The organism is Paenibacillus lautus (genome assembly GCF_050482385.1).
Lineage (GTDB): Bacteria > Bacillota > Bacilli > Paenibacillales > Paenibacillaceae > Paenibacillus_AQ > Paenibacillus_AQ lautus_B.
Window position 1 is genome coordinate 1 of record NZ_JBCNHV010000030.1, and the last position, 13,247, is coordinate 13,247.

The 13,247-nt window shown below is 45.2% G+C and carries 8 protein-coding genes and 1 pseudogene; 6 read left to right on the forward strand and 3 right to left on the reverse strand.

Annotated elements, in window-relative coordinates:
- Positions 1 to 363 precede the first annotated feature (363 nt).
- Both helD and ABEW73_RS31150 read left to right on the forward strand, forming a co-directional pair.
- Complete coding sequence (gene helD, locus ABEW73_RS31145) at positions 364 to 2,703, forward strand: RNA polymerase recycling motor HelD (RefSeq protein ID WP_430168583.1); 2,340 nt, start codon at positions 364 to 366, stop codon at positions 2,701 to 2,703.
- Between the two features lie 25 nt (positions 2,704 to 2,728).
- A complete protein-coding gene (locus ABEW73_RS31150) occupies positions 2,729 to 4,276 on the forward strand; it encodes an MFS transporter (RefSeq protein WP_430168585.1) in 1,548 nt (515 codons plus the stop codon).
- Between the two features lie 432 nt (positions 4,277 to 4,708).
- Here ABEW73_RS31150 and ABEW73_RS31155 read toward each other — a convergent pair.
- From ABEW73_RS31155 to ABEW73_RS31165, 3 genes and pseudogenes are all read right to left on the reverse strand, one after another.
- Positions 4,709 to 5,149: pseudogene (locus tag ABEW73_RS31155) on the reverse strand (transposase); the annotation flags it as partial.
- 60 nt (positions 5,150 to 5,209) lie between these two features.
- Positions 5,210 to 6,592, reverse strand: a complete 1,383-nt coding sequence (locus ABEW73_RS31160) for an ADP-ribosylglycohydrolase family protein (protein ID WP_430168587.1) — start codon at positions 6,590 to 6,592, stop codon at positions 5,210 to 5,212.
- Between the two features lie 95 nt (positions 6,593 to 6,687).
- Positions 6,688 to 7,548: a helix-turn-helix domain-containing protein gene (locus ABEW73_RS31165; RefSeq protein ID WP_430168590.1), complete on the reverse strand. Its 861-nt coding sequence runs from the start codon at positions 7,546 to 7,548 to the stop codon at positions 6,688 to 6,690.
- Between the two features lie 307 nt (positions 7,549 to 7,855).
- Between ABEW73_RS31165 and ABEW73_RS31170 the strand changes: the two genes are divergently transcribed.
- The 4 genes from ABEW73_RS31170 to ABEW73_RS31185 all read left to right on the forward strand — a co-directional run bounded on the left by ABEW73_RS31170 (position 7,856) and on the right by ABEW73_RS31185 (position 13,242).
- Entirely contained in the window at positions 7,856 to 9,529 is a 1,674-nt protein-coding gene (locus ABEW73_RS31170; RefSeq protein ID WP_430168592.1) for an extracellular solute-binding protein, read from the forward strand.
- A 115-nt stretch (positions 9,530 to 9,644) separates the two neighbouring features.
- The gene (locus ABEW73_RS31175; protein WP_430168595.1) at positions 9,645 to 10,550 is read left to right on the forward strand and encodes an ABC transporter permease; all 906 of its coding nucleotides are present in this window, start codon (positions 9,645 to 9,647) and stop codon (positions 10,548 to 10,550) included.
- Between the two features lie 43 nt (positions 10,551 to 10,593).
- Positions 10,594 to 11,472, forward strand: a complete 879-nt coding sequence (locus tag ABEW73_RS31180) for a carbohydrate ABC transporter permease (RefSeq protein WP_076322150.1) — start codon at positions 10,594 to 10,596, stop codon at positions 11,470 to 11,472.
- 39 nt (positions 11,473 to 11,511) lie between these two features.
- Entirely contained in the window at positions 11,512 to 13,242 is a 1,731-nt protein-coding gene (locus ABEW73_RS31185; RefSeq protein ID WP_430168598.1) for a sensor histidine kinase, read from the forward strand.
- The last annotated feature ends 5 nt before the right edge of the window (positions 13,243 to 13,247 follow it).

Here is a 13,247-nt window from a genome sequence, read left to right on the forward strand (position 1 = left end):
TAACTTTTGGGGGTCACTTCACAAAGCCGGCTTTTTTTATCATTATTTGTTCTTTAGTCCTGTATTCCTGATTACTCAGAATTCTATCTCTACAACGAAAACAACCAATGTCCTCTACAAGCGCGTAGAATGCATTGGGAAATAAAGCTTGATATATGAATACTTATATGCTAATATCATCGACGAGTCAATTTTTTACAAAAAAATAAACATATTACATATTTATAATTTAATGATATCACAATCTTATCTCGTTGTCAATTACTGTCTCACATAAATTTATCATCAGCATGAGGCTGCAGAGCTCAAGTGATTGATATTGGTTTTAGAAACTGAACTACAGTCTGATTGGGGAGTGTTAAGATGAGCGCTAAATTTGAGAGCTGGGAAGATGAACAACAACGGGTAAACCTTGTCATGTCTGAGATCGATAGGCAGTTGGCAGAGATTGCTGGAGACATCGACGAGAAAAAAACGGATATCGTGGAATTCCGAAAAAACTTCTGGGAAGATGTGTCTTTGAATTTTGAGGACGCAGGCACCTATGCAAGCCTGAAGCAGCAGGCCGAGGTTTTGTCCGAGAACGAACGTACTTATCAGCATGCAAAAAAGAAAATGAAAACCTTGTCTCGACTCAAGCAGTCTCCTTATTTCGGACGCATTGATTTTTATGATGAGTACGATAAACAGATTCAGGAAATTTATTTGGGAATTGCTTCTTTGGTCGATGAAGACGGAATCAATTTTCTTGTCTATGATTGGCGCGCTCCTGTGTCCAACTTGTACTACGATTATTCTCCCGGGCCAGCCCAGTACAATACGCCCAGCGGTATCATTACAGGGGAAATGACCTTAAAAAGACAGTACATGATTCGGGATGCCATGATTGAAAGCATGTTCGATGCCAGTGTGACCATAGGCGACGAATTGCTGCAAGAGGTTCTTGGTAAGCAGTCCAATTCGCAAATGAAAAGCATCGTGGCGACCATTCAAAAGGAACAAAACTTGATTATACGCAATGTGACAAGCCAAATGCTTGTTGTTCAGGGGGCGGCAGGCAGCGGTAAAACTTCAGCTGCCTTGCAGCGGGTGGCTTACCTGCTGTACCGTTTCCGGGATACGCTGCGTGCTGACCAGATCGTGCTGTTCTCTCCAAATGCGATGTTCAACAGTTATGTTGCTACCGTCCTTCCTGAGTTGGGTGAAGAAAATATGGAACAAACCACTTTTCAGGAATATTTGGAGCATCGCTTGGGAGAGGTATTTCAGGTTGAAGATCCGTTCAGCCAAATGGAGTTCATTCTGTCGGCGATAGGGAAAGAGGGATATACCGAGCGGATTGAAGGTATTCAAATCAAAGCTTCGGGAGAGTTCATGGATTGGATCGAGCAGTACGTGTCTTCCTTGGGCAGCAAAGATATGATATTTAAAGATATTACGTTTCGCGACGAGGTTCTGATTTCCGCTGCACGGATCCATGAGCAGTTCTACGGGTATGATTCCAGCCTTCGGATGCCCAACCGAATGGGACTTTTATCGGAGTGGCTCCTAAAGGAGCTGAAGAAAAAGGCTGTTAAAGAGATGGCTAAATTATGGGTTGAAGAGGAAATTGAGTTGCTTGACAAGGATGAGTACAACTGGGCTTTCAAGGAGCTTCAAAAGCGAGAGCGCAGTGCTGGCAATACGTTCGATGATTTTCAAACCGAAAGAACGATTCTTGCCGAAAAGATCGTGGATTTGTACTTCAAACCGTTAAGAAAAGAAATCAAGCAATTCGGTTACGTCAATATTCCGTTGTTATATCGCCAACTGTTCGGGGATCTAAGCTATGTCTCAAACTTTATGGACAATGCCGAGCTTCCGCCGCACTGGGCGGAGATTTGCAGTCAGACGGTGGAGAATTTGGATCAAACGAAGCTCTTTTATGAGGATGCTACACCATACCTGTTTCTAACCGAATGCATTGAAGGATTCCAAACGAACAATACGATCGGGCATGTATTTATTGATGAGGCGCAGGATTTCTCCACGTTCCAATTCAGATTTATCAGGAGATTGTTTCCCCGGAGCAAAATGACGGTGTTGGGGGACTGGAATCAAAGGATATTCATCCATGACCAGGGCAGCTTGAACACAGATAACTTAACGCTGTTATATGGAGGGATGGATACTAGCCATGTGACCTTAGCTCGGAGCTACCGCTCGACGCGGCAAATCATCGAATTCACCCGTGCGCTCATTGAAGGCGGGGAGGTTATTGAGCCGTTTAACCGGGAAGGCGATAAGCCCGTCCTGAAGCAAACGTCTGATTTGGCGAAGCATGCTGCCGTGGTGGTGGAGAGTATCCAGGAACTGCAGGCCGCGGGTCACCGGACGATTGCCGTAATCTGCAAGACAGCAACCGAGAGCGGCAAGGCATATGAGGCATTAAAGGACTTGATAAGTGTAAGGCTGATCGAAAAGGAAACGGCCTCCTTTCAGGCCGGGATCCTGATCATTCCGTCTTATCTGGCAAAGGGCGTTGAATTTGATGCGGTCATTATCTATGATGCTTCACAGGCAACGTATGGAAAAGAAAGCGAACGCAAATTGTTCTACACAGCCTGTACAAGAGCGATGCATGACCTGCATGTCTGTATTAACGGTGAATTGAATCCATTTATGGTGAATGTATCGAACGACCTGTATACGGTGACAGGATAAAAAGATTTCCATTAGGAGGAGTTAAATGAGTTCTTTCGATCATCACAAATATAGATGGTGGACACTGGCTTGTCTGGTTTTGAGTCTCTTAATTATCAGTTTTGATGTAACCGTCCTTAATGTCGCACTGCCGACGCTTTCCAAGGAGCTTGATGCCGGTACCAATGAGCTCCAATGGATTATGGATTCGTATCTTCTGGTTTTTTCCGTGTTGCTGCTTCCCGCAGGCAGTTTGGGAGACCGGTTCGGGAGAAAAAAAATGCTGTTTATCGGTTTAATCATTTTTGCCATAACTTCGCTTGTGGCAGGATTTGCTCGAACTACGGATGTGTTAATTGTGGCAAGGGCATTTATGGGTGTGGGGGGAGCGATCATTATGCCGCTCACGTTTTCCATTCTTCCTACCGTATTCACTCCTCAGGAAGCAAGGAAAGCTTCCGCCATCTGGTCAGCAAGCTCGGGCGTGGGATTGCTGGTCGGTCCGTTGCTGGGAGGGTTTTTGATTGAGAAGTTCTCCTGGGGCTCCATCTTTTTTATCAACGTGCCGATCATTGCAGTGGTATTGATAGCGGGATACTTTCTTATTCCTGAATCCAAAAATGAAAAGGCTCATCGGATAGACTGGCTGAGTATGCTACTGTCCTGTATCGGATTAGGCAGTTTGGTGTACGGAATTATTGAATCCTCGCGCCTCGGATGGGGTTCGCTGCAAGTCATCTTGACTTTATGCGCAGGGACACTCTTTATTGCTTTGTTCATTGTACGGCAAAAGTTTGCCAAGGAGCCTATGGTGAATTTAAGCTTGTTCAAACATCCTTTATTCACCTGGGCCACCCTTGCCGTATGTGTGATTATGTTTGTCCTGAATGGACTCCTATTTTTCCTGACCCAATATCTTCAATTCACATTGGATAGCAATGCCTATGAGACGGGGCTGAGGCTGATTCCTTTCATGGCCGGGATGATTGTAGCATCGCTATTCAGTGTCCGGGTTGCGAGCAAATTGGGTACCAAATGGGCGATTGCAACAGGATTGCTGATCATGGGCATTGGGTTGTTCTTACTTTCAACCATTGATGTTCAGGACAGCTATGGATTTGTCGCCATATATTTAGTGATACAAGGGGTTGGATTTGGTCTGGCACTGTCCCCATGTATGTCGGCGGTCATGGAATCGTTGCCTCGGACAGAGGTTGGGATTGGTTCAGCGGTGAATAACACATTGCGGCAGGTCAGCAGCGCGCTGGGCGTTGCGGTCCTCGGGACGCTGATATCTATTAAATACCAAAATGGAATCAATAAGGTAATTAGTGATGTGCCCAGCCAGTATGTCGACTATATAACAAATTCCATCGGGACAGCAACCAAAGCGGCTTATACGATGGATGAATCCATACGGAGCTCGATCTTAGCACGAATTAACGTTGCTTATATTGATGGAATGGATTATACGTTGAAAATTAGCTCGGCCCTGTTGATTCTATGTGCCGTGTTGATCGTAGTAGTTCTGCCTAAACCACTGGGAGTAAAGTCGAAAGAAAAAGCGGAGAGCCATGGACCGATAAATGGATAAAGCAAGCCACGTGACAAAGTGCTTCTACTACCGGAATCGAGATTACGTATGCTCTCCTTGATATTTATAAATTTTGGATTTTATTGTTCTCGCTTGTTAAGCCCTTATATCGGATATATTTCATATGAATTTCATTAATCAGGGTCAATCGCGAAGAACGAAACCGAGGCTTAACTTTATATTTTGAAAATTCGTCGGGAGAAATCAAAAAACTCACTTGCATAAGAAAATCCCCTTGGATGATCTGGACCCTTTGTCAAGGACACTTAAAAAAGAGTGTTTAGAATATTTAGGATGCTTTCAATAGATGATTCCTGTATTGGACGAGACTGCTAAAAACTTACGTTATGAATTAGTAATTGTTTTTTAAACAAAATAGTTCACTTCCTGTTCGGTTTTTGAACAGGAAGTGAACTACTTCTTTATATTTAGTTACTTTTCTGCTTTAATCAGCGTGAGAATTCGTTTGAGGTTGACTGCGAATATAGCTGTTGCTCCTTGTATTTCCATGCCAATTAGACCCGCCGATGATGCTTCATCATACCCGTGTCTATGTTTGAGTTCACTGTTTTTCGCCTCAATTTTATATCTTTCTTTTGCTAACGATTTAAATTCCTCACTATTTTGAAACGCTTCTTGTTCGCGATGCTCAGTTGATTTAATTGTGACAGAATACGTTTTACTTTTTGCACCTTCCTTATAACATCCGTTACGGAATGGACATACTCTGCATTTTTCAATATCAAACATATAAGTGTCTTTTTGATTTTTATTAATACCTTTCTTGCCTGTACGTGCCTTTCGTATAGCTAAATGTCTTGCTTTACACACATACATGCCCGCATCTTTATTAAATTCAAATTCGTCCTCCTTGTACACGACGGAGAGGACGGGGCTAGCCGCCCCCTCCTACTCGGTTCATCCTAAATCATTTTAATGCTGCAATTTTCGGAAGACACTATAGCTTCTTTGAGCGCATTCGGAGATGGGAATGGGGTGGAAGCCACTGACATCGGCATACAACGTATCGTTTAGCGGCGAGATCCACTTCTCAGGAAGCGACGCCGCTCCAATCGATGCACCAAGAATGGAACCGACGGTGGCGCCATTGCAATCGGTGTCCCAGCCACCAAGTACGGCTGTCGTAATGCCTTTCTCAAAATCGCCTCCGGAATGAATGAGCGCAGCCGCGCATAATGCAGCATTATTATTGGTATGAACATGGTGATAGTGCTTAAACGTTTCCCATATTTTACTCACCAATTCTAATGTGTCTTCCGTTTCCTCAGCAATGTTGACCGCTAATGCGATATCTTCTGCAAGACGGCTGTGTTTCGGAATTTCACTCAATCCGATCTCAACAATTCGCTTCATATCACTTTCAACGAATGCGGCGGCAATCATAGCCGAGCAAAACATGGCGCCGTAAATACCATTCTTCACATGGGAGAAGGAAGCGTCCCGCCAAGCAAGCTCAGCTGCAAGCTGTGGCTGGCCGGCAGCACCGTACGCATAGCCGTCCACACGGATTTGGGCGCCGATCCATTCCCGGTAGGGATTTAAATAAGAGCGTCCAGAGTGGATATGTTTCTCCCAGTCGTCTGGCCGATCGCCGCTAATATGTGAAGTGACACGAGCGAAATTAAGATAGGCCTGCGCTTCAGCCGTGAATACCTGCCCGAATGACAAATGACGATGCCACAGCTTGCCCACATCCCAGGAGTTGAAATCAAGCCCGCGCTCTTCCAGCATGAGCAGGCCAAGAACGGTATAACGAATATCATCGTCTGTTTCCATAAAGCGAATGTTTTCCCGGCAGCTGGCTAAACTGCTCCACCTTGCTATCTCGATATCGTACTCGGCTTCCGCAGTTGATTCGCCCGGTGTATAGTGGCGAATCGGCCATTGTCCTGCGCCTTCGAACCACAACTTCATATTGTGCCACCCGGGTCTTCCGCCGGAGCCTTGCATGAAGGCAGGAGCCTCGAGAGGTTTCCCAAGCGCACAACCAGCCGAACGGCCGAGCCAAGCACCATAAAATTTATCCTGCCACTTACGTTCATCCCAGTTTCCGGACAGTATTCTCGGTCCATCCGGACGTTCGGCGCGAATGGCTTCCAATTCAGACGGCTCGATATACTTGAAATCCGCACGTGGTTCAAGAGCCAACAAAGCCTGGTATACTTCCATTAGCTTTGCTTCGTCTGTGCCGGCCGCTTCCAGACGTTCGGACATCCCCTCTACATGACAGCCTTCTTCTCTGCGCTGCTTTATTTCATCCCGAACTATTTCCCTCAGTCCAATCCATTTCGTCATAACGGTTACCCTCCTGAAATACGTGAAATCAATATGTGCCTTGATTATAACCAGCCATGCAGCCAATGGCTTCTCAAATTATGAAAGCCTTATTCTCATTTTTTGCTCATTTTCGTAACCCCCATAGATTGTCGATAACGGATCGGAGACACGCCGACAGTCTCTTTAAAAACGCGATAAAAGGTTGGCAAGCTTTGAAAGCCGCATTCGAATGCAATATCAGCAACAGCTTTGTCCGTTCCCGCCAATTCCCGCTTGGCAGCCTGGATACGCAGCAAGGAAACATATTCCGAGAAACGATAACCGGTCGTTTCCAGAAACGCCCGGCTCACGCGCGAGACGCTTAAACCAAGTTCATCAGCCAATTCCCCTAAGCTAACCGGCTCGTTGTAACGATGCTCGACCAAAGCGGCAAGCGATTGCGCCTGGCGAACGGAATGTACCATATGATGACGCTCATCATCGGTTAGCAAACCGTTGTAATGTCGAAGAAGACGGCCGCACAGCTGAATGAGCGCGCTTTTGGCCATGACCAAATAACCCGGGGACTTCTCCCGCAGTTCTTCCGCTATAGCCAGCACCCAAGGCGTAAGCTGTTTGGCGAGGGGAGAGCCGCCGATAATATGATTGCAAAAATGAGTGGAGCGATAGGAGAATGGCAGCAGCAGACCGGGCTCCTCCGCTAGCAGCAGCGCGGGATCAAAGTTAATAAACAGATAGCGGCTCGGGTTGTCGGGGGCAGATTGGGCAATATGCCGTTCTTCATTATTGACCAGAAATAAGTCGCCAGGATTAGCTGCATATTGTTTGTTGCCAAAGAAAAAATAGCCTTTGCCTGTTAAACAGAGGCCGATCTCCAGACTCGCGTGCACATGAGGCGGCTGCCGATAAGTGGCAGGGGTCCATTCGAAAGCATTGATAGCAATGGGATGGTCATAGGCAATATGAAGTTTCATTATGATCCAATACCTCCAGACAATAATGAATTTATATGCTAAGTATATAGACAAGGGATGCCTTCAACCAGATACTGTTATTTACTTTCATACATACATTTTGAGGTGTTTCTAAATGAAGAGTAAACACCGCCGTTGTATACGTCAATCACGGTAATTATTTATTTTTGCCTGGTGTCAAGAGGTGTATACGAAAGTAAAGACTAGTATATAGAACAGCGGGGAGCTTCTTTCTATACTGGAATTATGAAAGACTGCATTACAATTTGCAGCGAAAACTAAACGAAATGTACCGGAGGGGTAAAATTTGAAGAGCAAAAGGGCACTTGCAATGATCTCCTTGACGCTTGCATTGGCGATTTCAGGCTGCGGCTTCAAATCGTCGTCTGAGCCAAACCAACCACCTGGAAATTCCAAGGAACCAATTGAAACAACAGGCACAGGAAACGGCAATGATATCATTGAGGTTTCAACGGTTTCGCCAAGCGATCCTTACTTGAAATTTGACGAAGGTGAAGACTTCGACAAAAACTCAGTTTATGACGCTTATGAAAAAGATCTCGGTATCAAAATTACAAACAAGTGGATTGCAGATGTAAGCCAATTTAAAGAGAGAGTAAAAATTGCGATCGCATCCAACGATCTTCCGGATTTCTTGCTTGTAAACGCTGCACAGCTTAAAGAGCTTACTGAAGCGGATATGATTATGGATTTGACAGAGATTTATGATCAGCATGCTACGGAAGAGACGAAAAAGTTTCTGACCATGGACGGCGGCATGCAGATGAAAACTGCGATGATCGACGGGAAAATGATGGGGATTCCAAGCTCATACAACCCGTTCAATTATCAATACTTGTTCGTTCGTACAGACTGGCTGAAAGAATTGGGCTTGCCTGAGCCTAAAACAATGGATGATTTCATAAAAATTGCCGAAGCGTTCAAAACCAAGAATCCTGGCGGCACAAAACAAGCTTACGGTATTGCGGTCAGCAAAAACCCAATTAGTATCGAGACAGGCGTTACCGGTCTGAGAGCGTTCTTGAACGGCTATCATGCTTATGAAAACATTTGGATGGAAGATGGGAACGGCGGTTTGATGAACAGTGATATCCAGCCCGAGATGAAGCAGGCGCTTGCAGCGCTGCAAGACATGTTCAAAAAAGGGTTGATCGATCCTGAGTTTGCGGTTAAAGATACGGAAAAAGCCGCTGAGCTCATCTACGACGGCAGCATCGGCATGGTATTTGGTGCTTCCTGGACACCGGCGCAGCTTGTGCAGGGCGCTGTGAAAGACGGGAAGGTTGTTCAAGAATGGGGAGTGTTCCCTATCCCTTCCGTAGACAACAAGCCTACATTGAATCAAATTGGTCTTGGTGTTGACGAGTACTATGTGATCTCTAAACAAGCCAAGCATCCTGAAGGCGTTATCAAATTGCTGAACCAATGGATCGTCGTTGATAATACGATGAATCCGACAGATGAGCAAAAAATCTATCTGTATGGTAAAGACAAACAAGAAAAAGGCAACAACTACTGGCTGCTGAACCCGCTTCGCGTAGGCAAACAGATGGATAACAACGGCGAAATTCTGCCGAAAGCGATCGAAACGAAAGATCCTAGCATTCTTCAAACTGCAGACCAGAAGGGTCGTTATGAACGTGCGATGAAATTTATCGATGGTAGCGATATCAATATGTGGTGGGAAGTGCTGATTTCGGGGCCGAACGGAGCGGTATCGCATAACCCAAAAATCCAGCAAAACAATGAATACCTGCAAAACAAATTCTACGGCGCGCCTACTCCGACGATGGCAGACCGTCAAGAAATTTTGACGAAGAAACGTGATGAAATATTCATCAAAATCATAATGAACCAAGTATCCGTAGACGAGTTCGATACATTCGTTGCAGAGTGGAAGAAGCTTGGCGGCGATGAAATCACGAAAGAAGTTAACGAGTGGTATAAATCGCTTCAATAGGATCTGTAGCGCAGGGAGGGATTGAATCAATGCAATCCCTCCTTTTTTCAAGAACAATCAGGTTCTTGAGCAGGGAATGCGCACAGCATGATAAGTGAATCAGCGAGGTGAAGATATGAAGAGTCTGACGCGTGTCTGGAAGAAGGAATGGCCGCTTCATTTGATGCTGCTGCCGGGTTTGGCTTTTATTATTATTTTTAGTTACATTCCAATGTCAGGAATCATGATGGCTTTTCAAAAATATGTGCCGAATAAAGGGTTGTTTGGCTCCCCGTTTATCGGATGGAGGAACTTCCAGCTGTTAATGGATTATCCGGATATCGGCCGTATCTTTTTTAACACGGTATATATTGCCGTAATGAAAATCGTTGCCGGTTTGTTCGTGCCGATCACCATTGCTATTTTGCTTAATGAATTGCGTAGAGAATGGATGAAAAGAACGTTCCAAACCCTGGTCTATCTGCCCCATTTCTTATCCTGGGTGTTGCTAAGCGGCATTTTGGTCGATATTTTGTCTCCTTCCTCCGGCATATTGAACCAGCTGCTTGGATGGTTCGGCATGAAGCCGATTTTCTTTCTTGGCGACAATAACTGGTTCCCTTATGTCATGGTCATCTCCGATGTTTGGAAAGAATTTGGATTTGGCACCATTGTTTATTTAGCGGCGTTGACAGGAATTAATCCTACGCTTTATGAAGCCGCTCAAATGGATGGCGCGGGCCGCTGGAAACAAACGCTTCACGTAACGCTGCCGGGCATGATGCCGATCATCGTTCTTATGCTTACGCTTAATATCGGCAATGTGCTGAATGCTGGATTTGATCAAATATTTAACCTGTACAGCGCGCCGGTTTATGAAAGTGCCGATATCATTGATACGTTCGTTTACCGAATGGGGATACAGCAAGCCCAGTTCGGATTTGCCACAGCTGTCGGCTTATTGAAATCCGTCGTATCCTTTATTTTCATTTCCGTATCCTACGTACTCGCATACCGACTAGCGAATTACCGTATTTTCTAATAGCGGAAAAGTCGGTGATTCAGAAAGGAGACAGACCGTGGTCATGAAACCGTCTTTCGGAAGAAGAGCTTTTCTCGTTTGCAATCTCATCTTTCTTGCGTTTATATCTTTTTTATGCTTAATGCCGATCATTCATATTTTGGCGATTTCCTTTAGCTCGGGTTCGGCGGCGGCAGCCGGCAAGGTTGCGCTGTGGCCTGTAGAGTTTACAACCGCGGCTTATGATAACGTGTTCGGCAAGCCTGAATATTTAAGAGCCTTTGGAATTTCTATTCAACGGGTTGTTGTTGGGACGGCATTAAGCATGCTTTTAACAATTGTTACCGCTTATCCTTTATCCAAGGACCGCAATACGTTTCGTCTAAGAACCGTTTATGCTTGGATTTTCGTGTTTACGATTTTGTTCAACGGCGGACTTATTCCTACCTATTTGACCATTAAAAGCTTGGGACTTATTGATTCTCTCGGAGCGCTGGTGTTTCCTATGGCGATTAACGTGTTCAACGTTATCCTGCTATTGAACTTTTACCGCAATTTGCCCAGGGAGCTTGAGGATGCTTCACGGATTGACGGAGCCGGGCATTTTGCAACACTTTGGAAAATATATGTTCCGCTATCGTTGCCCGCACTGGCAACAACGGGGCTTTTTACGATGGTCGGGCATTGGAATAGCTGGTTCGACGGCATGCTTTATATGAATCACCCGGAAAATTATCCGCTGCAAACTTTCTTGCAAACCGTTATTATTAAGATGGATTTCCGATTTCTTAAATCAGAAAATGTGGAACTCATGCTCCAGCTGTCTGACCGTACAAGCAGGGCGGCACAAATCTTCGTAGCGGCTTTCCCGATTCTTATTGTCTATCCATTCTTGCAGCGGTTTTTTATCAAGGGCATTGTAATGGGAAGTGTAAAAGAATAGACAGGAAGGTCGTAGATCTCGGGCACAGGAGAACAGACGATGAAAAGTATATTCTTTTTACAGGATTCCTCTATATTCAGAAAAATAATGGCTGCCTTTTTGGCGGCCTTGCTGCCGCTTATGGCTATTACCTGGATGATGAATGAGCAAGGGGCCAATCATATCCGTAGCGAAATATCCGATTCGATTTTGAATACGACGCGGTTTTATTTAGACTCCCTGGATCAGGAGGCAGACCGGATCAGCCGATATTTGCCTAACTATGTCATGGACAGGGATTTAATGGAAGTGGCTGCAACAGGCGAACAGATGAACTCCTATGATCGGTCGTATAAAATATTGGATATACAGCACCGCCTGGATTTGATGAAAAATTCCAGTCCGTTTATTCGCGAGGCGAAGGCGTACATTCCGCAGATCGAGCGCACGGTGCTGAGCAACAGCTTTGAAACCAAGCTGAACGCGGAAGAATATGAAGCGATGCAGCCAGAGAAGAAGCTTTATACGGAGCCCTTTATTTATTGGCAGGACCGGCTGTTTATTACGATGCAGTACCCTGCAGGCAAAAAGGACCCGCTCTATGTGGTAGGCGTAGAGCTCTCAACAGGCAAAATGAAAGAAACATTAGCGCAAATCGGCAATAGCAGGGGAGGCCAGACCGTATTGTTTAATCTGGAGCGCGACTGGGAAATCAATAGCGGCTCCGACCTTGAATTGCATGATCTGATGAAGCAGCTGGCTTTTGAAAAACAGGCAGCAAAAATGGATGAAGGCTATGATACGATCCATTATAAAAATAAGCGATTTCTAACCGTATTCAAGTATTCCAGCCTCTGGAATTCATACATGGTAACGAGCATCCCGGAAGAGATGATTCTCGGTTCGCTCCAGGTATATAAAGCTTTGTTTTGGTGGGCTTGCGCGCTTGCTGTTTTTATTTTTTTATTCTTCACCTATTTTTTAATCCGGCTAATATACCGTCCGTTGATCAAGCTGGTGCGTTCCTTCCGTCGCATGCAGCAAAACGAGCTGGAGCCGATCTTGATCGACCGCAGGAAGGATGAGTTCGGCTATTTATACCAGGCTTTTAACGATACGGTAAAATCTTTGAAAACATTGATTGAGGAAAATTACGAGCAGCAAATTCGCAATCAGCGTTCGGAACTGAAAAGATTGCAATCGCAAATTAATCCTCATTTTTTATATAATTGCTTTTTTGTGCTTTGCCGCTTGATTAAATCCGATAGCCAGAAGGAAAAAGCCTACCAGTTCTGTTTATACATCGGGCAATATTTTCAGTTCATTACTCGGCATAATGATGATGACATCCCGCTGGAGATGGAGCTTGAGCATTCCCGCACATATGTGGAGATGCAGTCGATCTGTTACGGGGATCGAATCCAAGTTCTGTTTGAAGTCGAAGCCCAGCCGATTGAAGTCCCCCGATTGATTTTGCAGCCTATTATTGAAAATGCTTACAAGTACGCCCTCGGGAATATGCGCGGCACGGGCGAGCTATGGGTGCACAGCAAGCTGCGAAATGATGCTTTTTACATTTATGTGGAAGATAACGGCGAGTTCATTACGGACGAGGAGATCGAAGCGCTTGGCAAGAGGCTGCGTTATTCAACCAACCAGATTGAGGAGACAACGGGCATGCTTAATGTTCATCGCAGAATTCAGCTTCGTTATGGAGAAGAGTATGGGATTACCGTGTCACGCTCTGAGCTTGGCGGGCTTCAAGTTATTATTAAACTGAGCATGAGCTAAGGAGG

Bases quoted from the DNA above. Each gene is read 5' to 3' on its own strand.
- ABEW73_RS31180 (WP_076322150.1), top strand. From the start codon at position 10,594: ATGAAACCGTCTTTCGGAAGAAGAGCTTTTCTCGTTTGCAATCTCATC.
- ABEW73_RS31150 (WP_430168585.1), top strand. From the start codon at position 2,729: ATGAGTTCTTTCGATCATCACAAATATAGATGGTGGACACTGGCTTGT.
- ABEW73_RS31175 (WP_430168595.1), top strand. From the start codon at position 9,645: ATGAAGAGTCTGACGCGTGTCTGGAAGAAGGAATGGCCGCTTCATTTG.
- ABEW73_RS31160 (WP_430168587.1), bottom strand. From the start codon at position 6,592: ATGACGAAATGGATTGGACTGAGGGAAATAGTTCGGGATGAAATAAAG.
- helD (WP_430168583.1), top strand. From the start codon at position 364: ATGAGCGCTAAATTTGAGAGCTGGGAAGATGAACAACAACGGGTAAAC.
- ABEW73_RS31185 (WP_430168598.1), top strand. From the start codon at position 11,512: ATGAAAAGTATATTCTTTTTACAGGATTCCTCTATATTCAGAAAAATA.
- ABEW73_RS31165 (WP_430168590.1), bottom strand. From the start codon at position 7,548: ATGAAACTTCATATTGCCTATGACCATCCCATTGCTATCAATGCTTTC.